The following is a 23,125-nucleotide window of genomic DNA, read 5'->3' as shown; positions in this document are numbered from 1 at the left end:
CACCCGGGTGGCGACCCGCACCCTCCGCCGAGTGTCCAAGACACGCCGCTGCCGCCGCGCGGATGCCGCGTGTCTTGGACACTCGGCATCCGCCCCACCCGGCGCCCCGCCCCGCCGCCCCGCCCGGCACCGCTCACGCGGCGGGGGCGGCCTCGCGGCGCATGAGCTCGATGAGCGCGGCGGTGGCCGGCAGGGGCGAGCGGCGGCGCGCGTAGGCGAACGACACCCGGAACGGGGTGACCTCGTCGACGAGCTCGACCACGCGCACCCCCGCGGCGGCGCGGGCGGCGAAGCGCGGCACGAGGGCGATGCCGAGGCAGTGGGGCACGTAGGCGGCGGCGGTGCCGATCTCGGCGACCTCGATGAGCACGCGGCGCTCGAGGCCCACGCGGGCGAACGCGTCGTCGATGATGCTCCGCGAGCCGTACCCGCGCGGCACGTCGACGAACCGCTCGCCCGCCAGCTCCGACAGCGCCACCCGCTCGCGTCCGGCGAGCGCATGGTCGTCGGGTACGACGAGCACGAACGGCGACGCGGCGATGACCTCGCCCGACAGCGACGCCGGCATCTCGTCGACGATCGACAGCAGCGCGACGTCGATCTCGCCGTGCTCGAGCTGGGTGATGAGCCCGGCGGTGCCCAGCCGCGCGGCGCGCAGCCGCACCGTCACCCCGGGGTTGGCGCGGTGGAACCGGCCGAGGAGTGCGGGCACGTCGATGAGGCTGACGGCGGTCATGAGGCCCATCGTCACGGTGCCGCGCAGCGGCTGGTCGGGCGGGGAGACCACCTCGCGCACCTCGCGCAGCCGGTCGATGATCTCGGCCGCGCGCGGCACGAGCGCCTCGCCGGCCCCGGTCAGCCGGATCTGCCGGTGCGAGCGGTCGAACAGCACCACACCGAGCTCGCCCTCCAGCTCGCGCACCGTCGTCGACACGGCCGACTGCGCCAGCATGAGGCGCTCGGCGGCTCGGGTGAAGCTCAGCTCCTGCGCGACGGCGGCGAAGACCGAGAGGTGACGGATATCCATTCCTCCATCATCCATCTGATCCGGTGATGGATGCCATCGCCAACGCCGTCTTCCTCGCGCCCCGCCCCGCGGCGACGATGGAAGAACCACCCCACGAAGGAACCCCGATGACCCTGCTCTCCCCCGACGCCCCCGCCCTCGCCCACCCCGCACCGCTGCGCTCGGCCGACCACATCGTCGCCGCGCTGCGCGCGCAGGGCGTGCGCTGGGTCTTCGGCGTCCCCGGCGCCAAGATCGATCCCGTCTTCGATGCGCTGGCCGCCGTCGCGGGCGATGTCACCGCCCCGCAGCTGGTCACCTGCCGCAACGAGCAGAGCGCCGCATTCATGGCGGCCGCGATCGGCCGGCTCACCGGCATCCCGGGGGTGGCGCTGGTCACCAGCGGCCCCGGCACGACCAACCTCGTCACCGGGCTGGTCACCGCCACCACCGAGGGCGACCCGATGGTCGCCATCTGCGGCGCCGTCTCGCGCGCCGAGCACCTCAAGCGCACGCACCAGTCGATGGACGCCGTGGGGCTGCTGTCGGCGGTCACCAAGTCGGCCGTCGAGGTCACCGTGGCCGACAACGTCGCCGAGGCGGTGACGGATGCCTTCCGCACCGCGCTGCGCGAACCGCGCGGCGCCGCAGCGGTGGTGCTCCCCTACGACGTGTCGATCGAGCCGACGAGCATCGGCTTCCCCGTGGCCCCCGCCACCCCGCGCCTGGGCGCCGCCCACCCCGAGTCGCTGCTGCAGGCGGCCGAGCTCATCCGCGCCGCCCGCTTCCCGGTGGTGCTGGCCGGCGCCCGCAGCGGCGCCGACCGCGTCGTGCGGGCCCTGCACACGCTGCTCGGGCACACCGACCTGCCGGTGGTGGAGACCTTCCAGGCCGCCGGCATCATCTCCCGCGACCTCGAGGACCACTACCTCGGCCGTGTCGGCTTCGCGCGCAACCAGCCCGGCGACGTGCTGCTGGACCGCGCCGACCTCGTGCTGACGGTGGGCTACGACTTCGTCGAGTACGAGCCGGCCCGCTGGAACGCGACGGGCGAGCGCACCATCGTGCACCTGGACGAGCTGGCATCCGACGTCGACAACCACTACCGGCCCGCGCTGGAGCTGGTGGGCGATGTCGCCGACACCCTCGGCGGGCTCGCCGCCCTGCTCGACGGGCTGCGCCTGCGCGAGGACGCGGCGGCGATCGTCGCCCGTGAGCGCCGGCGCCTGGCGGGCACCGAGGCCGGCGACCCCGACCACGACGACGCCCGCGGACTCGACCCGGTCGCCCTGGTCGCCGGCATCCGCTCGGCCCTCTCCGACGACACCACGGTGCTCTGCGACGTCGGCTCGCACTACCTCTACATGGCGCGGTACTTCCGCACCTACCAGCCGCGCACGCTGCTGTTCTCCAACGGGCAGCAGACCCTGGGCGTCGCCCTGCCGTGGGCGATCGCCGCGACCCTCGCCCGCCCGGGCTCCCCCGTGTTCTCGGTGTCGGGCGACGGGGGGTTCCTGTTCTCGGCGGCCGAGCTCGAGACGGCCGTGCGCCTGGGCGCGAACATGACCCATCTCATCTTCAACGACGGCTCGTACGACATGGTCGCCTTCCAGCAGCAGGACAAGTACGGCCGCACCGCCGCCGTCGAGCTGGGCGACTACGACGTGGTCGGCTTCGCCGAGTCGTTCGGGGCGCACGGCCACCGGGTGACCCGCATCGACGACCTCGTCCCCACGATCCTGGCAGCGATGGCCGAGCCCGGCCCGTCGATCATCGACGTGCCCGTGGACTACAGCGACAACCTGCGACGCCTCGGCGGCGACCTCCTCGCCGACGTGCTGCTGTGACCGGACCGGAGAAGACCATGACCGCCATCACGCGCCACACCATCTTCCAGACGAGCCTCATGAGCGCCCTGCTCGACGGGGTGTACGACGACGACATGACCGTGGCCGAACTGCTCGGTCACGGCAGCTTCGGCATCGGCACCTTCAACGCCCTCGACGGCGAGATGGTGGTGCTGGGCGGGGTCGCCTATCAGCTGCGCGGCGACGGCAGCGTCACGACGCCGCCGCTGGACGCGCAGTCGCCCTACGCCGTCGTCACCAACTTCGTGCCGTCGCTGTCGAGCCCGCTGCCGGCGGACTCGTCGCGCGCCGAGGTGGCCGCGTTCATCGACTCGCTCGCCGCCTCGCCCAACTACATGTACGCGCTGCGCATCACCGGCCGCTTCTCGCGGCTCACCACGCGCACCGTCGTGCGGCAGGAGAAGCCCTACCGCCCGATGACCGAAGCCACCGACGAGGATGCCGTCGTGACCTTCGACGACGTCGTCGGCACCGTCGTCGGGTTCCGCACCCCGCTCTACGAGCAGGGCATCGGCGTGCCCGGATGCCACGCCCACTTCGTCGACGACGCCCGCACGCGCGGTGGCCACCTGCTCGACTTCACCCTCGCCGAGGGCACGGTCGAACTGTGCGTGTGCACCGACCTGCAGCTGCGGCTGCCGCTGACGCGCGCGTTCGGCGAGGCCAACCTCAGCCCCGACGACCTGGCCGCCCAGATCGAGAAGACCGAGACGCGCTCGGCCGGCTGACCGGGCGCGCCGCCGCGCTCAGCGCTGGCGGCGCTCCCGCACGCGCATATTGACGACGATCGGCGTGCCCTCGAACCCGAACAGCTCGCGCAGGCGCCGCTGGATGAACCGGCGGTAGCCCGGGTCGAGGAACCCCGTCGTGAACAGCACAAAGGTCGGCGGGCGGGTGGAGGCCTGCGTGCCGAACAGGATGCGGGGCTGCTTGCCGCCGCGCAGCGGGTGCGGGTGCTCGGCGACCAGCTCGGCCAGGAACGCGTTGAACTTGCCGGTGGGGATGCGCTGATCCCACGACTCGAGCGCGGTCTCGAGGGCGGGCACCAGCTTGTCGAGGTGACGGCCCGTGCGCGCCGAGATGTTCACGCGGGGCGCCCACGTGACGTGGGCGAGGTCCTGCTCGATCTCGCGCTCGAGGTAGCGGCGCCGGTCGGCGTTCTCCATGTCGTCGTCGTTGAGGCGGTCCCACTTGTTGAAGGCCAGCACGAGCGCACGCCCCGACTCGAGCACGAGGTCGATGATGTTGAGGTCCTGCACGCTGATCGACTGCGACACGTCGAGCACGACGACGGCGACCTCCGCCTTCTCCAGCGCGGCCGAGGTGCGCAGCGAGGCGTAGAAGTCGGCGCCCTGCTGCAGGTGCACGCGACGGCGGATGCCGGCGGTGTCGACGAAGCGCCACAGCTTGCCGCCCAGCTCGACGATCTCGTCGACGGGGTCACGGGTGGTGCCGGCCAGTTCGTTGACGACGACGCGTTCTTCGCCGGCGGCCTTGTTCAGCAGCGACGACTTGCCGACGTTGGGGCGGCCGAGGATCGCGACGCGGCGCGGGCCGCCGATCTCGCCCTTGGCGACGGCGGAGATCTCCGGCAGCACCTTCATGATCTCGTCGAGCAGGTCGGCCACACCGCGGCCGTGGATGGCCGACACCGGGTGGGGCTCCCCCAGTCCCAGGTTCCACAGGGCCGCGGCCTCGGGCTCCTGACGGGCGTCGTCGATCTTGTTGGCGACGAGGAAGACGGGCTTGTCGGTCTTGCGCAGCAGGCGCACGACGGCCTCGTCGGTGGCCGTGGCGCCCACCATGGCGTCCACGACGAACATCACCACGTCGCACAGCTCGATGGCCACCTCGGCCTGAGCGGCCACCGACCGGTCGATGCCCTTGGCGTCGGGCTCCCAGCCGCCGGTGTCGACGACGGTGAACTTGCGGTCCATCCATTCGGCCTTGTAGGTGACGCGGTCGCGGGTGACACCGGGGGTGTCTTCGACGACGGCCTCACGACGACCGAGGATGCGGTTGACGAGGGCGGACTTGCCGACGTTGGGGCGCCCGACGATGGCGACCACCGGCAGCGCCGGGAGGATCTCGATGCCGTCGTCGCCGGCGGCGAGCCCCGCCAGCAGCTCGGCGTCTTCGTCGTCGAGGTCGTAGTCCGACAGCGTGGCGCGCAGAGCGGCGGCCCGCTGGTCGGCCAGCTCCTCGTCGAGCTCGGCGAGCTTCTCCTCGAGCTGGTCGGGCCCGGCCTCGTATTCGTCTTCAGCGGCCATGGTGGTCTCCCGTTCCGGTGCGGACGACGTCGAGGACGGCATCCACGGTCTGTGTGAAATCTAGGTCGGTCGAGTCGACGACCACCACGCCGGGGGCGGCGGTGAGGAAGTCGACGACCTGCGCGTCGGACGCGTCGCGCCGGTGCAGGGCGGCGGCCACGGCCGCGGCATCCTGCGTGGTCACCTCGGCGCTGCGCCGGGCGGCGCGCACCTCGGGGGCTGCGGTGAGGAGGATGCGCACGGGCGCATCGGGGGCGACCACCGTGGTGATGTCCCGACCCTCGACGATGACACCGTCGCGGTCGGCACGGGCCACGAGCGCGCGGAAGAGGTCGGTGAGCACGGCGCGCACCTCGGGCACCCGCGCGACGGCGCTGACCGCACCGGCCACGCGCGGTTCGCGGATCGCGGCCGTGACGTCGGCCTGACCCACCCGCACCCAGTGGTCGTCGGGGTCGAGGGAGATCGCGTAGTCGAAGTCGCCCGCCGCCTGGCGCACCGCATCGGTGTCGGCGGTGTCGGCGCCGCGGTCGAGCACATGCCAGGCGAGGGCGCGGTAGGCGGCCCCGGTGTCGAGGTAGCCGTAGCCCAGGTCGCGCGCGACCTGCTTGGAGACGCTCGACTTGCCGCTGCCGGCGGGGCCGTCGACGGCGATGATCACGGTGTCAGTCAAGGGAGGTGCTCGCAATCTTCCAGCCGCGCGCTTCGAGGCCGTCGACGGCGCGGCGCGCGATGCCGGGGATGACCCCGATCTCGGCGAGGCCGAACTGGGCACCGGGCGAGTGCTCCAGGCGCAGGTCTTCGACGTTGACCTCGAGCTCGCCGAGGTCGCCGAACAGGCGGCCGAGCTGCCCGGGGGTGTCGTCGACGATCACGACGACCTGCTCGAAGCGGCGCTTCTGCCCGTGCTTGCCGGGCAGCCGCTCCACGCCGTCGTTGCCGCGGCGGATCGTGTCGGCCACGGCGCGCCGGGCGCCGGGGGTCTCGGGGGCGCGCAGGGCATCGGCGACGCCCTGCAGGTCGGCCGACAGCGCATCGAGCACGTCGACGACGGGGCCGGCGTTGGCGCCGAGGATCTGCACCCACAGCTCCGGGGCGGAGTGGGCTATGCGGGTGGTGTCGCGCACGCCCTGACCGGCGAGGTTCATCGCCTCGTCGGGCGCGTCGAGGAAGCGGCCGGCCAGGAGCGAGGCGACCAGCTGCGGCACGTGGGACACGAGCGCGACGGCACGGTCGTGCTCTTCGGGGGTGAGCTCGATCGGCATGGCGCCGAGGTCGAGGGCGAGGCCCTCGACGAGGGCGAGGTCGGACGCCGGGGTCTCCTCGTCGCGGCAGACCACCCACGGCCGCCCGATGAAGATGTCGGCGCGCGCCGAGATCGCTCCCCCGCGCTCGCGCCCCGCCATCGGGTGCGAGCCGATGTAGTGGGTGAGGTCGACTCCGCGCGCCCGCAGGGCGTGCAGCGGCTCGAGCTTGACGCTGGCCACGTCGGTGACGACGGCGCCCGGGAAGGCGAGCAGCTCGCGTTCGATGACCTCGGCGGTCACATCGGGGGGCACCGCCACCACGATGAGCGCGGGCCGATCGTCGTCACGCGCGGCCCGGCCGGCGCCGTAGTCGATGGCCAGGCGCAGCTGCGCCGGGGACGCGTCGGCGAGGGCGACGTCGACGCCGAGTCCCTGCAGGGCGTGCCCGATGCTCGAGCCCAGCAGGCCGGCCCCGACCACGCGCACGAGACCGCCGGTGCGCGCAGCGCGCACCGGGCGTGCGGGGGCGCGGTTCGGATCGGTCACGGGAACTCCGTCTCAGAGGGTCAGCGGCTGTCGGTGTCCTCGGGGCTGTCGCCGGGGGACGACGGCGCGGCACCGCGCGAGAGGGTGAGCAGCGCGCCGCGTTCCACTTTAGTCAGCTCCCGCGCCTTCCCCGCTGGGAGGGTGCCCAGGTGCAGCGGGCCGAACTGGCGTCGCACGAGCTCGCGCACCGGGTGACCGGTGGCGGCCATCATGCGCCGCACGATGCGGTTGCGCCCCGAGTGCAGGGTGAGCTCGACGAGGCTCGTCTCGCCCGACTGGTCGATCAGGCGCGCCTTGTCGGCCGCGATCGGGCCGTCGTCGAGCTCGATCCCGCGGGTGAGCTTCGCGATGGTCTGCGCGGTCACCCGCCCCTCGACCTTGGCGATGTAGACCTTGGTGACACCGAACGACGGGTGGGCGAGCACGTGGGCGAGCTCGCCGTCGTTGGTGAGCACGAGCAGGCCGCTCGTCTCGGCATCCAGGCGCCCCACGTTGTAGAGCCGCTCGGGCCAGTCCTGCGTGAAGCGCCGCAGGTCGGGACGGCCGTTCTCGTCCTTCATGGTCGAGACCACGCCGGTGGGCTTGTTGAGCATCACATAGCGCTTGCCGGTGTCGAGCTGCACGGCCACGCCGTCGACGTCGACGAGGTCGTTCTCGGGGTCGATGCGCGCGCCGAGCGTGTCGACGACCTCGCCGTTGACGCGCACGCGCCCTTCGGCGATGAGCTGCTCGCACACCCGCCGCGAGGCCACGCCCGCGTTGGCGAGCACCTTCTGCAGACGCACCCCTTCGGGCTGGTCGGATGCCTGGTCGTGTCCGATGGTCATCGGATCACCTCGCTTTCGAAGCCGGCTGACCCGTCGTCGAGCAGCGGTGAGATGTGCGGCAGCTCGTCGAGCGAGTTGATGCCGAGGTTCACCAGCAGCGCGTCGGTCGTGCCGTAGTTGATCGCCCCGGTCTCGGGGTCGGTGTAGAGCTCGGTGATGAGGCCGCGCGCGACGAGCGTGCGCACCACCGAATCGACGTTGACGGCGCGGATGGATGCCACCTGGCTGCGCGTCACCGGCTGCTTGTAGGCGATGACGGCGAGGGTCTCCAGCGCCGCCTGCGACAGCCGCGTGGGCGCCTGGGAGTTGACGAACTCGCTCACGAGGTCGTCGTGCTCCTCGCGCACGTAGAACCGCCAGCCGCCGCCCACCTCGCGCAGCTCGAACCCGCGCCGCGGGCCGCCCGTCTCACCGTCGTAGTCGGCCACCAGCGCGTCGATGGCCTGGCGCACCGCGGGCACGGGCGAGCCGACGGCGGCGGCGAGGGCGACGAGGCTCTGCGGCTCGTCGACGATCAGCAGGATGGCCTCCAGCCGCCGTGCGACGTGCGCCGGCTCGTGCGCGAGGTCGTCAGTGGTCATAGTCGGCTCCCAACGTGGCGAGGTTCTCTTCGGACCACCGCTCGGCGGTCCAGCGCAGGGTCAGCTCCCCCAGCGGTTCGAGCTGCTCGAACGACAGCGCCGCGTGCCGGTACAGCTCGAGCACGGCCAGGAAGCGCGCGACGACGATGCCGGTCTGGTCGACCCCGGCCACGAGGTCGCGGAAGTTCAGCGACCCGGCGCCCCGCAGCAGCGTCACCACGACGGCCGCCTGTTCGCGGATGGACACCAGCGGCGCGTGCAGGTGGTCGAGCCCGACGTGCGGGATCTCCTTCGGGGTGAAGGCCATGAGCGCGATCGCGGCGAAGTCGTCGGCGCTGAGGGTCCAGACCAGGTCCGGCGCGGCGCGGCGGTACTTCTCGTCGAGGCGCACGGCGCGCACGTGCCGCTGCTCCTCGCGCTGCAGGCAGCGCGAGAACCACGCCGACACCTCCTTGAACGCGCGGTACTGCAGCAGCCGCGCGAACAGCAGATCGCGCGCCTCCAGCAGCGCCACCGACTCGGCGTCGACGAGTTCGCCCTGCGGCAGCAGCCCGGCGACCTTCATGTCGAGGAGGGTGGCGGCCACCACGAGGAACTCCGAGGCCTGTTCGAGCTCTTCGTCGGCGTCGAGGCCCTTGAGGTAGGAGATGAACTCGTCGGTGATGCGGCTCAGCGACACCTCGGTGATGTCGAGCTCGTGCTTGGACAGCAGGCTCAGCAGCAGGTCGAACGGCCCGTCGAAGCCGCTGACCGACACCCGGAAGCCCGGTTCGGCCGGCGGCTCGGCGCCCGGCTCGGCATCCGGCAGCTCGGTATCCGCGGCGACGGTGTCACCCGCGGCGTCGGCGACGGGCGGGGTGATGGTCTCGGGCGAGGGCTCGTCCGACTCAGGCGACGGCGCCACGGGCGACCAGTTCCCGCGCCAGTCGCAGGTAGGCCTGGGCGGCCGCGTGCTCGGGCGCGAACTTGGTGATCGGCACCCCCGACACCGAGGCATCCGGGAACTTCACCGTGCGGCCGATGACGGTCTCGAGCACGTCGTCGCCGAAGGCCTCCACCACGCGCTCGAGCACCTCGCGCGAGTGCAGGGTGCGCGGGTCGTACATCGTGGCGAGCACCCCGTCGAGGGTGATCGACGGGTTGAGGCGGTCGCGCACCTTGTCGATCGTCTCGATGAGCAGGGCCACCCCGCGCAGGGCGAAGAACTCGCACTCGAGAGGGATGAGCACGCCGTGGCTGGCGGTGAGCGCGTTGACGGTCAGCAGGCCCAGCGACGGCTGGCAGTCGATGAGGATGACGTCGTACTCGCTCGACACCTTGCGCAGCACGCGCGCCAGGATCGTCTCGCGCGCCACCTCGTTGACCAGGTGCACCTCAGCGGCGGACAGGTCGATGTTGGCGGGGACGATGTCCAGGCCCTCCACCGAGGTCGGCACGATGACCTCGTGCGGGTCGCGCTTGGTGTCCAGCAGCAGGTCGTAGATGGTGGGGATGTCGTGGGTCGGGATGCCGAGACCGGCCGACAGGGCGCCCTGCGGGTCGAAGTCGACGGCGAGCACGCGACGTCCGTACTGGGCGAGCGAGGCGGCCAGGTTGATGGTCGTCGTCGTCTTGCCGACGCCGCCCTTCTGGTTGCAGAGCGCGATGATGCGGGCGGGCCCGTGGCTGTCGAGCTTGGGCGGGGTCGGGAAGCCGTGGTACGGGCGACCGGTCGGGCCCATCGGGGTCTCCGAGGAGACCTTCGTCGTCCCCCGCGCCTTGTCCGTCACCGACACTCCCTGCCTTCTGCGTTGTGCTCCCCGATTCTCGCACAGGCGCGGCGCACGACACTCGTTGCCGGCCCCGCGCGTCACTCGATTCCGGCCAGCGTGTCGGCGTCGACCAGGCCCGCGTGCAGCCGCCCGCCGGTGATCAGCGAGGGGATCGCGACCGTCTTGATGTCGTCTTCGACGATCCCGCGGATGCGGGCGAGCTCGTCGGCCACCGCGGTCGAGGTCGACAGCGCATCGATGCGCGCGATCTCGTCGGCGTCGTAGCCGGCTTCCTGCAGCCAGCGCCCCAGCTGGGCGCGCGCGTCGTCGGGTGCGGCCGCGTTCATCCAGTCCTGCCAGCCGCGCCCGTCGGCGTCCTCCCCGGTGAACAGCTGCTCGAGGATGTGCCAGTCCCCCGTCGGCCCCGCGCCCGCGTCCCGCGCCGACTCGAACTGGCGCACCACGACGAGGTACGAGGCGATGAGCGGCGAGTTGGCGAAACGCGGGCCGATGTCGGAGGTGATCGGGTAGGGCAGGTAGGTGACGTTGTGGGTGTCGGCGAAGCCCGAGTCGGCCATGTTGCGGAACAGCTGCGCGCAGAAGCGGCATCCGGGGTCGAGCACCTCGAGGGCGACGGGTCGGCCCGCGGTGTAGCCGCCGAGGTAGGTGGCGTCGGCGGGGGCGTAGGCGGCGGCGTCCCAGTCCTTCATACGGCTGGGGATCGCGGCGATGGTGTCGCCGAGCGAGGTGAACTCGTCACCGAACGCGCCGAGCACGTCGCCCTCGCCGACCGACTCCCAGAACCCCGGTGTGCCGGCGTCGATCGAGCACATCTGCGCGGCGAGCGAGCACGACTGGCCGTCCTGCTTGTCGCACGTGCCGTAGACGTACAGGTTCAGTCCGCTGCGGCCCACGATGTACAGGCTCACGATGAACGAGAGCACCATCACCCAGGCGAGCACTTCGATCGCGATGGATGCCGGTTTCACCAGGCGCGGGCTGCGCACCGCGAGCGGGGCGAGCAGCGAGTTCTTGACGTCGTCGCGGAAGGAGGTGTCGCAGGAGCGGAACGTGACCCGCCGCGACACGCACGACCACGCCTTCCCGAGAAGGCGGCGGTACTTCGCCGACACCGCCGAGAGCACCAGGATCACGACGAACGCGACGATGCACAGCATCAGAGACCTCTCACCAGGCGACCGGTCACCTCGAGGGCGCGCTCGATGTCTCCCGGGGTGTTGTGGGCGCCGAGACTGAAGCGCACGAGCGGGGGCAGCTGCTCGCGTTCGGCGAGCCAGTGGTGGGCGCAGAAGTGGCCGCTGCGCACCATGACGCCCGCCTGCGAGAGGAACACCGCCAGGCGGTGCCCGTCGACGCGTTCGGGCACGATCGAGACCACCGGCGCGGGCCCCGCGCCCAGCACCCGCAGGCGCGGCAGCGACGACAGCCCCTCGTGCAGGCGCCCGGCGAGCTCGCGCTCGGTGCGTTCGATCTCGTCCCAGCGGGCGGAGAACCAGTCCAGCGCAGCACCGAACGCGATGATCTCGCCCCAGGCCTGCAGTCCCGGTTCGAGCCGGGTGTGCAGCTCGTCGCGCAGCGTGAAGCCGTCGGCGGTGACCGCCTGCACCTGCCCGCCGCCGACGAAGGCGACCTCGAGGGCGGCCAGCAGCTCGGCGCTCGCGGCGACCACCCCCAGCGCCGGGCCGTACATCTTGTGCGCCGAGAAGCAGATCGCATCGGCGCGAAGTCCCCGCAGCCGGGGCAGCGCGTGGGGCGCCGCCTGCGCGGCATCCACGATCACGGCACCGCCGCGGCGGTGCGTGCGGGCGATCAGGTCGTCGAGCCCGGTGGTGAGGGTGCCGGTCACGCTGTCCATGGCGGACACGACCACGAGCGCGCGATCGAGCTCGTGGTCCGCGACGGGCACCCTCCCCTCCGGGGTCCGTTCGACGACGACGCGCGGCACGCCGAGACGGGCGGCCGCGGTCATCGTCGACACGAACACGGCGTTGTGTTCGGTCTGCGTGGTGACGATCCGGGCGAATCGTCCCCGAGGCAGCTGCTGCAGCAGCAGGTTGAGTCCGTAGGTGGTGTTGAGCGTGAACGCGCACCGGTAGTCGCGCCGCGGCAGGTCGAGCAGGCGCAGCACGGCGGCCCGGGTGTCGTCGACGGCCGCGTCGACCTTCGCGCCCCAGGCGTAGTGGGCGCGGTCGCCGCAGGCGTTGTACTGCGTGAAGTAGGCGGTCATCGCGTCGATGACCGGCTGCGGGCGCAGGGTCTGGCAGGCCGAGTCGAGGTAGACGTCGCCGGCGGCCAGGTAGGCGAAGTCGTCGCGCGCGGGCGTGGCGGCGGGCTGCGCGCCACGCGGCCGCAGGCGCTGTGCCACTCGGGTGAAACCCACACCCCCATTGTGGGAAGGAGGCTCCCCCGGGCGCGGCCGGTCTCGCCGGAGATAATCCCCCGGGTCGCCGTCAGCCGAGAAGACTGCCGATCACGTCGAGGCGCACCTGGGCGGCCACCGCGATGATCAGGTAGTCGACGACGACGATGAGCGGCAGCCACGAGAGGATCGCGGCGCCCGCGCGGCGCCCGCCGCCCCACACCCCTGCGCGCAGCGTCCAGCCGGCGACGGTCCACAGCAGCGGGATCGTCACGAGCCACACGACCATGCACCACGGGCACAGCGAGCCGTACTCGAACACGCTGCGGTAGGCCAGCACGTGCACGAACAGGAACCCGCCGAGCACGAACAGCGCGTAGACGCGCCAGTACCAGGCGCGCATCCCGCCGCGCACGGCCAGCGCGCTCACCCCGGCGTACACCGGGCCGAGGAACAGCACGATGCCGATGAGCGAGTTCGAGAAGCCCAGCAGGTTGCCGCCCGGACTCAGCAGGTTCGGACCGCAGGTGACGATGGGGCTGATGTCGCAGCTGATGAGCGCGTCGCCGCCGGTGAGCTGGCCGATGTACTCGAGGTACAGCAGGAACGACACCGTCCAGCCGGCCAGGCCCGCCACGATCCACCAGATCGCGAGGGCGCGCGGCGGCCGCAGACCGGATGCCGTCTCGTCGGGGCGCGCGTTGAGGTCGGTGCTCACTCCCCCATTGTCGCGCCGGGCCCCGGCGCGACAAGGCCGGGCGGCCGTGAGAACCCCGCGCCGGGGTCAGCGGGCGCGCGGGTGGGAGGTGACGTAGACGTCGCGGAGGGCGTCGACGGTGACGTGCGTGTAGATCTGGGTGGTGGCCACCGAGGCGTGGCCGAGCAGTTCCTGCACGACCCGCACGTCGGCCCCGCCCTGCAGCAGGTGGGTCGCGAACGAGTGGCGCAGCGTGTGCGGCGAGACGTGCGCGCTCAGCTGCGCCCGCTCGGCGGCCTGCTGCATGACCAGCCACGCGCTCTGCCGGCTGAGGGGCGCCCCGCGGGCGCCGAGGAACAGGCGCGCGCTGGCACGGCCGCGCCGCGACAGTTCAGGGCGGGCCCGCGCCAGATAGGCGTCGACGGCGGCGCGGGCGTAGGAGCCCACGGGCACGATGCGCTCCTTCGATCCCTTGCCGCGCACCCGCAGCACGTCGCCGTGGGCGAGGTCGTCGACGTCGAGCTGCACCACCTCCGACACGCGGGCGCCGGTGGCGTAGAGGAGCTCGAGCAGGGCGCGGTCGCGCAGCGGGATGAGGGTGCCCTCGCCCGCGGCGACGTCGGCGCCGGGGGTGGGGCCGGCGGCATCCAGCAGCGCCTCCACCTGGGTGATGGTCAGCGCCTTGGGCAGCCGCTGCGGCATCTTGGGCGGCCGCAGCCGGGCGCCGGGGTCGCCCTCGGCGATGCCCTCGCGGGCGAGGAAGCGGTGGAAGCCGCGCACCGACGACTGCAGCCGCGCGAGACTCGTCGCCGCCGGCGGCGGCTCGCGCCGGGCCTGCGCGGCGGCGAAGTCGGCCACGAGCGCCGCCGTCACCTCGCCGGTGTCGGTGACGTCGTGCTCGCGCAGCCACGACCGGTAGACGGCGAGGTCGCGGCGATAGGCGGCGACGGTGTGCTCCGACAGCCCGCGCTCGATCGACGTGTGCCTGAGGTAGGCGTCGACGGCGCGTTCGAGCTTCACGCGCCGGCGTCTCCGTCGCGCCCGTTCGCGCCGTGGGCACCGGCGCCGACCGGGCGTGAGCGCGCCGGCCACGGGGCGTCGCCGGGGGCGAGGGTCTGCCACCCGCGGCTGCGCGCGGCGTGGCAGGTGAGCACCCCGATCACCAGCGAGGGGTTCTGCACGCGCCGGGCGAGCACGGCATCCATCGCCTCGTCGAGGGCGACCCAGCGGGTCTCGATGTCGGCTTCCTCTTCGGTGCGCTCGAACACCTCGTCGGCGGCCGACAGGCCGCGGGCGAGGTAGATGCGGATCGTCTCGTCGCTGCCGCCGGGCGAGGTCGCGAAGTCGGCGAGCACGCTCCAGTGCTCGGCGACGAGGTCGGCCTCCTCGGCCAGTTCGCGCTCGGCCGCGCGCAGCGGCTGCTCCTCGGCGACGTCGAGCAGCCCCGCCGGGATCTCCCACTCGCGCATGCGCACCGGATGCCGGTACTGCTGGATCAGCAGCACCCGGTCGTGCTCGTCGAGGGCGAGCACGGCCACGGCACCGGTGTGGTCCATGTACTCGCGCACCATGGGGGCGCCGTTGTAGCGCACCTCGTCGCGACGGATGTTCCACACCCGACCCTCGAAGACCGTCTGGCTGTCGGTGACCTCGACGTCGACGGGCTCGTCCTGCAGCAGGTCAGCCATTGTCGACGTCGAACAGCTCCGACGCGCGGTGCCGGTCGAGCGACGCGGCGACCAGACCCCGGAACAGCGGGTTGGCCTCGGTCGGGCGCGAGCGCAGCTCGGGGTGGGCCTGGGTGGCGATGTAGTACGGGTGCACCTCGCGCGGCAGCTCGACGTACTCGACGAGGCCCCGTTCGGGCGAGATGCCCGAGAAGACCATGCCGGCCGCGGCGATCTGGTCGCGGTACGCGTTGTTGACCTCGTAGCGGTGACGGTGGCGCTCGGAGGCGGTGGTGGAGCCGTACACCTCGGCGGCGACCGAGCCCTCGGCCAGGTCGGCGGCCATGAGGCCCAGGCGCATCGTGCCGCCCATGTCGCCGCGGTCGATGATGTCGACCTGTTCGGCCATCGTCGCGATCACCGGGTGGGCGGTGTCGGGGTCGAACTCGGTCGAGGAGGCGCCTTCCAGGCCCGCCATGTTGCGCGCGTACTCGATGACCATGCACTGCAGGCCGAGGCAGATGCCGAGGGTGGGGATGCCCTGCTCGCGGGCGAACTTCAGCGCCCCGAGCTTGCCCTCGATGCCGCGGATGCCGAAGCCGCCGGGAACGACGATGCCGTCGACGCCGGCCAGGGCCTTCTCGGCGCCCTCGGGCGTCTCGCACAGGTCCGACGGGATCCACGTGATGGCGACCTTCGTCTCCTGCGCGAAACCGCCGGCCTTCAGCGCCTCGGTCACCGACAGGTAGGCGTCGGGCAGATCGATGTACTTGCCGACGAGACCGATGGTGACCTCGTGCTTGGGGTTGTGCACGGCGTCGAGCACCTTGCTCCAGCGCGACCAGTCCACGTCGTCGGCCTTGGCGGCCAGGCCCAGGGCCTCGACGATGTAGGTGTCCAGACCCTGCGTGTTCAGCATGGTGGGGATGTCGTAGATGGAGGGGACGTCGACCGCGTTGACGACGGCATCCTCGTCGACGTCGCACATGAGCGCGATCTTGCGCTTGTTCGACTCGGTCACGGGGCGGTCGCTGCGCAGCACGAGCGCGTCGGGCTGGATGCCGATGGAGCGCAGCGCCGCGACGGAGTGCTGGGTGGGCTTGGTCTTCTGCTCTCCCGAGGCGCCCATGAACGGCACGAGCGACACGTGCACGAAGAAGACGTTCTTGCGGCCGAGCTCGTGACGGATCTGACGGGCCGACTCGATGAACGGCTGCGACTCGATGTCGCCGACGGTGCCGCCGATCTCGGTGATGATCACGTCGGGCTTGGGCTCTTCGTCGGCCTGCAGGCGCATGCGGCGCTTGATCTCGTCGGTGATGTGCGGGATGACCTGCACGGTGTCGCCCAGGTACTCGCCGCGCCGCTCGCGGGCGATCACCTGCGAGTAGATCTGGCCGGTGGTCACGTTGGCGGCCTGGCTCAGCTCGATGTCGAGGAAGCGCTCGTAGTGTCCGATGTCGAGGTCGGTCTCGGCGCCGTCGTCGGTCACGAAGACCTCGCCGTGCTGGAACGGGTTCATCGTCCCCGGGTCGACGTTGAGGTACGGGTCGAGCTTCTGCATCACCACGCGCAGTCCGCGCGCGGTCAGAAGGTTCCCCAAGCTCGCGGCGGTGAGACCCTTGCCCAACGAGGAAACGACACCGCCCGTCACGAAGATGTGCTTGGTGGTGTCGTTCGAAATGGTGCCCGCGTCAGTAGTGTCCGTCACGGGCTTTCATCCTATCAGTCGTGGATCGGCCAAGCTCAGCAGTTCCCGAGCGTGTTCGAGTGCGGCGGGCGAATCGGGCATCCCCGACAGCAGTCGGGCCATCTCCGCCTCGCGTTCGGCGCCGGCGAGGGCCTGCACGCTGGATGCCGTGACCGAGCCGTCGTGGGACTTGACCACCGTCAGGTGGTTGGAGGCGAAGGCGGCCACCTGGGCGAGGTGGGTGACGGCGATCACCTGACTCGACCGCGCCAGCTGCGCCAGCCGACGGCCGACCTCGATGGCGGCGGCGCCGCCGATGCCGGCATCCACCTCGTCGAACACGAAGGTCGGCACCGGGTCGACCGCGGCCAGCACCACCTCGATGGCGAGCATGACGCGGCTGAGCTCACCACCCGAGGCGCTGCGGGCGACGGGGCGCGGGGTGGCGCCGGGATGCGGGGCGAGCAGGATCGTCACCTCGTCGCGGCCCGACGCGCTCTCGGCCCCGCTGTCGACGGAGACCACGAGGGTCGCGTCGGGCAGGGCGAGGTGTCGCAGCTCGTCGGTGACGGCGGCCGACAGGCGCGTCGCGGCGGCGGTGCGTGCGGCGGTGAGTGCGTCGCCGGCGGTGTCGAGGGCGGTGCGGGCGGCGTCGCGCTCGGCCTCGAGCCGCTCGGCGCGGTCGCCGTCGTCGTCGAGTTCGGCCAGGCGCCGCGCGCCGGTGTCGGCGAGGGCGAGCACCTCGTCGAGGGTGCCGTGGGTGCGCACGAGGGCGTTCACCGCGGCGCGGCGCTCTTCGACGGCGGCCAGCTCGTGCGGGCCGGTCTCGTCGAGGTCGGCGAGGTAGGCGCTGAGCTCGCCCGACAGGTCGGCGATGCGGTAGCCGATCTCCTCGAGCTGGGCGGCGAGGTCGCCGAGGGCGCTGTCGCTGTCGGCGGCGCGCTCGAGCGCGCGGCGCGCTTCGGCCAGCAGCGCGGTCACGTCGGGGCGGTCGTCTTCGCTGGAGAGCGACTCGTGGGCGCTGGCGGCGGCCACGCGCAGCTCTTCGGCGTGCGCGAGGCGCTCGGCACGCTGGGTGAGCTGGAGGTCCTCCCCCGGCTGCGGGTCGACCTCTTCGATCTCGGCGAGGGCGGCGCGCAGTTCGGCGGCCTCCTGCGCACGGGCGGCGCGGTCGGCGGTGAGCGCGTCCAGCTCGGCGGCGGCCGACTTCCACGCCCCGAAGGCCGTGCGGTAGGCGGTGAGCGCCTCGGCGACGACGGGCCCGCCGAACCGGTCGAGGGCGTCGCGCTGAGCGGCGGCCGACTTCAGCCGCAGCTGGTCGGACTGGCCGTGCACGACCACGAGCAGGTCGGCGAGGTCGGCGAGCACGCCGGCCGGAGCGGTGCGGCCGCCGACGGTCGCGCGACTGCGGCCCTCGGCGGTCAGCGAGCGGCCGAGGTAGAGCTCGGCGGTGCCGTCGCCGAGGGGTTCGACCTCTCCCCCGGCCTCCTGCACGCGGTCGGCGATCGCGCCGTTCTCGGGCACGACCCACAGTCCGTCCACACGCGCGCTGTCGGCACCGCCGCGCACGGCGGCCGAGTCGGCGCGGGCACCCAGCAGCAGGCCGAGCCCGGTGACGACCATCGTCTTGCCGGCGCCGGTCTCGCCGGTGATCGCGGTGAACCCGGCGCCGATCGGCAGCGTCGCATCCGCGATGACGCCGAGGTCGCGCAGGGTCATCTGCTCGATCACGAGACGCCCTCGGTGGCCGGTCCCCGCCATCCGGTGACGGGCAGACGGAACTTGCGCACGAGACGGTCGCCGAAGGCGGCCGGATGCAGGCGCGCCAGGCGCACCGGCACGTCGGAGCGCCGCATCACGACGCGCGCGCCCGGCGGCAGGTCGTGCGACCGGCGCCCGTCGCACCAGAGGATGCCGGTGCCGTCGGTGCGGGCGAGCACCTCGATGGCGACCGACGCCTCGGGGCCGACCACGAGCGGGCGGGCGAAGAGGGCGTGCGCCGACAGCGGCACGACGGCGATCGCCTCCACGGAGGGCCAGATCACCGGACCGCCGGCGGAGAAGTTGTAGGCGGTGGAGCCGGTGGGAGTCGAGACGACGACGCCGTCGCATCCGAAGCTCGACAGCGGGCGCTCGTCGATCTCGATGACCACTTCCATCATGCGCTCGCGGGCCGCCTTCTCGACGGTGGCCTCGTTGAGCGCGAACGTCTCGTAGGCGACGGTGCCGGCCTCATCGAGCACGGCGACGTGCAGCGCCATGCGCTCCTCGACCTCGTACTCGCAGGCGATGACGCGGCGCATGGCGTCGTCGAGCACGTCGGGCTCGATCTCGGCAAGGAAGCCGACGTGGCCCATGTTGATGCCGAGGATGGGCGCGGTGCCGTCGCGGACGAGTTCGGCGGCGCGCAGGATGGTGCCGTCGCCGCCGAGGACGACGGCGAGTTCGAGCTCGTCGACCTGCACGTCGACGCCGAGCGTGAGCAGGGGCCCCGCACCGTCGAGGACGGCGCCGTGCTCGTCGTCTTCGGCCGGCAGCACGGCCGACAGGCCGGCGGCCGAGAGCGCGGCGATCACGCGGCGGGCCGCGACGACGGTGTCGGCGCGGCGGGCGTGACCGACTACCAGGACGTAGCGTGCGGCGTCGGTCATGCCTCTCCTGCCAGATCGTTCACGGTCTGCAACCATTCTGTCGGATTGCCCTGCTCGCCCGTCCCCGCCGCCGGGCGCAGCCAGGCCACGAACTCGGCGTTGCCGTGGGTGCCGACGATCGGGCTCGCGATGAGTCCGAAGGTGCCCAGCCCCTGGTCCCACGCCGACCACAGCACGCCGGCGACGGCATCGATACGGCGGCCGGGGTCGGTGACGAGCCCCTCGCGCACGCCGGTGCGCCCGACCTCGAACTGGGGTTTGATCAGCAGCACGATGTCGGTGTCGGGGTCGGAGACACCGGCGACCGCCGGCAGCACGTGGGTGAGCGAGATGAACGAGAGGTCGCCGGTGATCAGCGTGGGCCGCGCGGCGGTGCCGGCGGCCTCGGCCAGCGACGGCGCCGTCATGTAGCGCACGTTGAAGCCCTCGACCGCGATCACGCCGGGGTCGGCGGCGACGGTGGGCGACAGCTGCCCGTGGCCCACGTCGATCGCGATCACCGGGTCGGCGCCGCGCTCGCGCAGCACCTGGGTGAACCCGCCGGTCGAGGCGCCCATGTCGAGGGCGAGGCGCCCGGCCACGCTGATCGGGAAGGCGTCGAGTCCCGCGATGAGCTTGTGCGCGGCGCGGCTGACGTAGTGGTCGGATGCCGCAACGGCGAGGTCGGCCGTGTCGTCGACCTTGGTCGAGGGCTTGACGACCCCGCGACCGTCGACGGTGACCAGCCCCTGCTCGATCAGCTGCGCCGCGTGGGTGCGGGAGCGCGCGAGGCCGCGTGCGGCCAGGGCCGCGTCCAGGCGCGCCGTCATCCGGCGCTCTCGCGGGGCCCGGACTCGAGGCGCTTGGCGAGTTCGTCGTGGAGGGCGGCGTAGGCGGGCACGCGTTCGGCGAGCGGCTGTTCCTCGATCACCTCGAGCGCGGAGAGCAGGTCGTCATGACTGCGGTCGTGCGGCGCGGCATCCATCGACATGCCTCCACGATACGCGGGGCGCGGTCAGGGACGGTGGAACGGATCGGCGTAGAGCCGCTCCGGCACGCGGAACCCGTAGATGGCGCGCCCCGAGTTCCAGATGGCGGCACTCGCGGCCCGCAGCAGGTCGACGGGCCGGTCGCCCTCGGCGAGGATGCGCAGGTCGGCGCCGTCGACCTGCACGCCCGCGCGGCCGACCCACGTCGCATCGCCCTTGACGACGGTCGCAGGATAGGGCTCGTGCAGTTCGCGCAGGTCGCCGACGATGTAAGTGGGACGCGAGACCGTGGGGGCGGCCAGCACATGCTTGGGCCGGTCGACGCCGGTGAGCACAAGCACCGAGGGGATGCCGGCGGCCTGGGCGCCGGCGATGTCGGTGTCGAGCCGGTCGCCGATGAACAGCGGCGAAGAGGCGGCGAACCGCGCCACCGCGACGTCGAAGATGGCCCGTTCGGGCTTGCCCGCGACGGTCGCGAGGCGGCTCACCGCGGTGTGCACCGCGGAGACGAGCGTGCCGTTTCCCGGGGCGATGCCGCGCGCCTGAGGGATCGTCCAGTCGGTGTTGGTGGCGATCCAGGGGATGCCGCCGTCTTCTTCGGGGGTCGCCAGCGCGTAGGCGGCCTCGGCCAGATGCTCCCAGCCCACGTCGGGCGCGAAGCCCTGCACGACGGCGGCGGGGGCGTCGTCGGCGCTGCGGGTGACGACGTAGCCGGCCTTCTCGGCTTCGAACACGAGGCCGTCGCCGCCGATGATGAGGATCGTCGACCCGACGGGCACCCGCTCCTTCAACAGCCGGACCGCGGCCTGCGGGCTGGTGACGACGTCCCCCGGATCGGTGTGCAGGCCGAGTTCGCGCAGGTGCGCGGCGACGGTCGCATCGCGTCGGGAGGCGTTGTTGGTGATGTAGGCGAGCCGCCGGCTCTCCCCGGCGCGGTTGAGGCTCTCGACCGCGTGGGGCAGGGCGCCGGGGCCGGCGTAGACCACGCCGTCGAGGTCGGCGAGCACCAGGTCGACGCCGTCGAGCGGGGTGCGCGCGCGGCTGGCGAACAGCGCCATCAGTCGTCGTCGCCCTTCGGTGCCGACTCCTCCACAACAGGCTCGTCGTCCTCGGCGGGCTCGTCGTCCTCGGCCGCGGGGGCCTCGTCGTCGGCGCGGTGCGCGTCGTCGTCGTCGTCCTCGTCGGAATCGTCGGCTTCGAGGTTGTCCTCGTCGAGCTCGTCGAGCTCGTCCTCGGGGAGGGCGATCTCTTCCACTTCGTCGATCTCGATGACCTCGCGGTCGGCGTCGACGGCTCCGAGGGCTTCGGCGGCCACGTCGGCGCGGCGCTGCCACTGTGCGGACTCCTCGTCGCGGCCGAGCTCCTCGAGCACGGCAGCTCGGGCGGCGAACAGCGCGGGGCTCCACGAGAACGCCCGGTCGGGGTCGAGTTCGGGGATGTCGAGTTCCTGCAGCGCGCGCTCGGTCTCGCCGAGGTCGAGTCGGGCGCCCGACATCGCGATGGCCAGTTCGACGCGCACCTCTACGGGCAGCGCGGTGCGGTCGACGCCCCGGCCGGCCTCGAGGGCGCGGTCGGGTCGGCCGACGCCACGCTCGCTGTCGACGATGAGCGCGATCTGCTCGTCGCTGCCGGAGATCCGGCGGTGGGTGCGCAGCTCGCGCAGTGCCAGGGCGAAGTCGCCCACGGCGTAGGCGGTGATCGCCACGGTCTCGCGCACGACGGCCACGCGTCCGGCGCGGCGGGATGCCGCCAGGGCGTGCTCGTGGGCGAGGGCGGCGTCGTCGTCGATGAGGCGCGCGGCCATCACCAGGTGACGGGCGACCTGCTCGGCGTTCTCGGAGCTCAGGGTCTTCAGTTCGTTGCGCGCCGAGCCCGGCAGGTCACGTGCGGTGACCTCCTCGGGGACCTCGGGGCCGCGCGCTTCGCGCCGCTCCGAGCTCTGCGGCGGGCGGGAGGCGCGACGCTCCCCGTCGCGCGACGCGTACGGCTTACGGTCGCCGTCGCGCTTCTCGTACGGGCGACGCTCGCCATCGCGCTTCTCGTACGGGCGGCGCTCGCGATCACGAGGCGTGTAGGGCTTGCGGTCGCCATCGCGCTTCTCGTACGGGCGACGCTCACCATCACGAGGCGTGTAGGGCTTGCGGTCGCCATCGCGCTTCTCGTACGGGCGACGCTCACCATCACGAGGCGTGTACGGCTTGCGGTCGCCGTCACGCTTCTCGTACGGCTTCCGCTCGCCATCGCGGGGCGTGTACGGCTTGCGATCACCGTCGCGCTTCTCGTACGGGCGACGCTCACCGTCATGGGGAGTGTAGGGCTTCCGGTCGCCATCGCGCTTCTCGTACGGGCGACGCTCACCATCACGAGGCGTGTAAGGCTTCCGGTCGCCGTCACGCTTCTCGTACGGGCGACGCTCACCATCACGCTGCCCGTAAGGCTTCCGGTCGCCATCGCGCTTCTCGTACGGCTTACGGTCGCCGTCGCGCTTCTCGTACGGCTTACGGACGCCGTCGCGCTTCTCGTACGGCTTCCGGTCGCCGTCGCGCTTCTCATACGGCTTGCGCTCACCATCGCGCTGTCCGTACGGCTTCCGGTCGCCGTCACGCTTCTCATACGGCTTCCGCTCGCCATCGCGCTGGCCGTACGGCTTGCGATCGCCGGAACGGGGCGCCGACGGGCGCTCTCCTTCGCGTCGACGTGAGCTCGAGGAAGCAGGCGTGTAGCGCGGCTTCGAACCTCCACGGGGACGGTCTTCGCCGTCGGGACGTCGCTCTGCGCTCATCTGCTTCTTCCTCTCACTGTCGCGTAAAACAGAAATGGCCACCCAGCGTTGGGTGGCCATTTCTTGAAAGAAGTCCGGCGGTGTCCTACTCTCCCACAGGGTCCCCCCTGCAGTACCATCGGCGCTGTGAGGCTTAGCTTCCGGGTTCGGAATGTAACCGGGCGTTTCCCTCACGCTATGGCCGCCGAAACACT

At 72.3% G+C, this 23,125-nt stretch carries 23 protein-coding genes and 1 rRNA gene; 3 read left to right on the top strand and 21 right to left on the bottom strand.

What is annotated here, in order from left to right; all coding sequences use genetic code 11:
• Window positions 1–133 precede the first annotated feature (133 nt).
• A complete protein-coding gene (locus N3K63_RS12945) occupies window positions 134–1,027 on the bottom strand; it encodes a LysR family transcriptional regulator (RefSeq protein WP_261580604.1) in 894 nt (297 codons plus the stop codon).
• A 26-nt stretch (window positions 1,028–1,053) separates the two neighbouring features.
• Between N3K63_RS12945 and alsS the strand changes: the two genes are divergently transcribed.
• Window positions 1,054–2,853 carry an acetolactate synthase AlsS gene (gene alsS, locus N3K63_RS12940; protein ID WP_261580603.1) on the top strand — a complete coding sequence of 600 codons (1,800 nt, stop codon included), beginning with the start codon at window positions 1,054–1,056 and terminating at the stop codon, window positions 2,851–2,853.
• Window positions 2,854–2,870: 17 nt separating this feature from the next.
• Complete coding sequence (budA, locus tag N3K63_RS12935) at window positions 2,871–3,602, top strand: acetolactate decarboxylase (protein ID WP_261580602.1); 732 nt, start codon at window positions 2,871–2,873, stop codon at window positions 3,600–3,602.
• Between the two features lie 18 nt (window positions 3,603–3,620).
• Here the strand turns inward: budA and der are convergent, their stop codons facing one another.
• The 19 genes from der to N3K63_RS12840 form a co-directional block, all read right to left on the bottom strand.
• The gene (der, locus tag N3K63_RS12930; protein ID WP_261580601.1) at window positions 3,621–5,144 is read right to left on the bottom strand and encodes a ribosome biogenesis GTPase Der; all 1,524 of its coding nucleotides are present in this window, start codon (window positions 5,142–5,144) and stop codon (window positions 3,621–3,623) included.
• A complete protein-coding gene (gene cmk, locus N3K63_RS12925; protein ID WP_261580600.1) occupies window positions 5,134–5,817 on the bottom strand; it encodes a (d)CMP kinase in 684 nt (227 codons plus the stop codon). The genes der and cmk overlap by 11 nt, the downstream gene beginning before the upstream one ends.
• Window positions 5,810–6,937, bottom strand: coding sequence for a prephenate dehydrogenase (locus N3K63_RS12920; protein ID WP_261580599.1), 1,128 nt, complete (start codon window positions 6,935–6,937; stop codon window positions 5,810–5,812). Before N3K63_RS12920 ends, cmk begins: the two co-directional genes overlap by 8 nt.
• Before the next feature lie 20 nt (window positions 6,938–6,957).
• Entirely contained in the window at window positions 6,958–7,764 is an 807-nt protein-coding gene (locus tag N3K63_RS12915; RefSeq protein ID WP_261580598.1) for a pseudouridine synthase, read from the bottom strand.
• The gene (scpB, locus tag N3K63_RS12910) at window positions 7,761–8,345 is read right to left on the bottom strand and encodes an SMC-Scp complex subunit ScpB (protein WP_261580597.1); all 585 of its coding nucleotides are present in this window, start codon (window positions 8,343–8,345) and stop codon (window positions 7,761–7,763) included. Before scpB ends, N3K63_RS12915 begins: the two co-directional genes overlap by 4 nt.
• Window positions 8,335–9,249: a segregation and condensation protein A gene (locus N3K63_RS12905; RefSeq protein WP_390895203.1), complete on the bottom strand. Its 915-nt coding sequence runs from the start codon at window positions 9,247–9,249 to the stop codon at window positions 8,335–8,337. Before N3K63_RS12905 ends, scpB begins: the two co-directional genes overlap by 11 nt.
• Entirely contained in the window at window positions 9,233–10,066 is an 834-nt protein-coding gene (locus N3K63_RS12900) for a ParA family protein (RefSeq protein WP_261580863.1), read from the bottom strand. The genes N3K63_RS12905 and N3K63_RS12900 overlap by 17 nt, the downstream gene beginning before the upstream one ends.
• A gap of 128 nt (window positions 10,067–10,194) precedes the next feature.
• Complete coding sequence (locus N3K63_RS12895) at window positions 10,195–11,274, bottom strand: DsbA family protein (protein ID WP_261580596.1); 1,080 nt, start codon at window positions 11,272–11,274, stop codon at window positions 10,195–10,197.
• Window positions 11,274–12,497 (bottom strand): aminotransferase class V-fold PLP-dependent enzyme, encoded by a 1,224-nt coding sequence (locus tag N3K63_RS12890; RefSeq protein WP_261580595.1) that lies wholly within the window; start codon window positions 12,495–12,497, stop codon window positions 11,274–11,276. The genes N3K63_RS12895 and N3K63_RS12890 overlap by 1 nt, the downstream gene beginning before the upstream one ends.
• Window positions 12,498–12,567: 70 nt before the next feature.
• Window positions 12,568–13,194, bottom strand: a complete 627-nt coding sequence (locus N3K63_RS12885) for a vitamin K epoxide reductase family protein (protein WP_261580594.1) — start codon at window positions 13,192–13,194, stop codon at window positions 12,568–12,570.
• 66 nt (window positions 13,195–13,260) lie between these two features.
• Window positions 13,261–14,193: a site-specific tyrosine recombinase XerD gene (gene xerD / locus N3K63_RS12880; protein WP_261580593.1), complete on the bottom strand. Its 933-nt coding sequence runs from the start codon at window positions 14,191–14,193 to the stop codon at window positions 13,261–13,263.
• Window positions 14,190–14,861, bottom strand: a complete 672-nt coding sequence (locus tag N3K63_RS12875; protein ID WP_261580592.1) for an NUDIX domain-containing protein — start codon at window positions 14,859–14,861, stop codon at window positions 14,190–14,192. Before N3K63_RS12875 ends, xerD begins: the two co-directional genes overlap by 4 nt.
• Window positions 14,854–16,551 (bottom strand): CTP synthase, encoded by a 1,698-nt coding sequence (locus tag N3K63_RS12870; protein ID WP_261580591.1) that lies wholly within the window; start codon window positions 16,549–16,551, stop codon window positions 14,854–14,856. Before N3K63_RS12870 ends, N3K63_RS12875 begins: the two co-directional genes overlap by 8 nt.
• Window positions 16,552–16,557: 6 nt before the next feature.
• On the bottom strand, window positions 16,558–18,261 hold the full coding sequence (recN, locus tag N3K63_RS12865; RefSeq protein WP_261580590.1) for a DNA repair protein RecN: 1,704 nt from the start codon (window positions 18,259–18,261) through the stop codon (window positions 16,558–16,560).
• Window positions 18,258–19,181: an NAD kinase gene (locus N3K63_RS12860; protein WP_261580589.1), complete on the bottom strand. Its 924-nt coding sequence runs from the start codon at window positions 19,179–19,181 to the stop codon at window positions 18,258–18,260. The genes recN and N3K63_RS12860 overlap by 4 nt, the downstream gene beginning before the upstream one ends.
• A complete protein-coding gene (locus tag N3K63_RS12855; RefSeq protein WP_261580588.1) occupies window positions 19,178–19,990 on the bottom strand; it encodes a TlyA family RNA methyltransferase in 813 nt (270 codons plus the stop codon). Before N3K63_RS12855 ends, N3K63_RS12860 begins: the two co-directional genes overlap by 4 nt.
• Window positions 19,987–20,151, bottom strand: a complete 165-nt coding sequence (locus tag N3K63_RS12850; RefSeq protein ID WP_261580587.1) for a hypothetical protein — start codon at window positions 20,149–20,151, stop codon at window positions 19,987–19,989. Before N3K63_RS12850 ends, N3K63_RS12855 begins: the two co-directional genes overlap by 4 nt.
• Window positions 20,152–20,175: 24 nt before the next feature.
• Window positions 20,176–21,207, bottom strand: a complete 1,032-nt coding sequence (locus N3K63_RS12845; RefSeq protein ID WP_261580586.1) for an HAD-IIA family hydrolase — start codon at window positions 21,205–21,207, stop codon at window positions 20,176–20,178.
• Entirely contained in the window at window positions 21,207–21,953 is a 747-nt protein-coding gene (locus N3K63_RS12840; protein WP_261580585.1) for a hypothetical protein, read from the bottom strand. Before N3K63_RS12840 ends, N3K63_RS12845 begins: the two co-directional genes overlap by 1 nt.
• A gap of 6 nt (window positions 21,954–21,959) precedes the next feature.
• Between N3K63_RS12840 and N3K63_RS12835 the strand changes: the two genes are divergently transcribed.
• Window positions 21,960–22,850 (top strand): hypothetical protein, encoded by an 891-nt coding sequence (locus N3K63_RS12835; RefSeq protein WP_261580584.1) that lies wholly within the window; start codon window positions 21,960–21,962, stop codon window positions 22,848–22,850.
• A 153-nt stretch (window positions 22,851–23,003) separates the two neighbouring features.
• On the opposite strand, the gene rrf is transcribed toward N3K63_RS12835, so the two are convergent.
• Window positions 23,004–23,120: ribosomal RNA gene (gene rrf / locus N3K63_RS12830) — 5S ribosomal RNA — on the bottom strand.
• Between the last annotated feature and the right edge of the window lie 5 nt (window positions 23,121–23,125).

The organism is Microbacterium festucae, from assembly GCF_025421715.1.
Classification (GTDB): Bacteria; Actinomycetota; Actinomycetes; order Actinomycetales; family Microbacteriaceae; genus Microbacterium; species Microbacterium festucae.
Note: the sequence above shows the minus strand (reverse complement) of the source record. Positions and strands in the feature narration are given on the sequence as shown.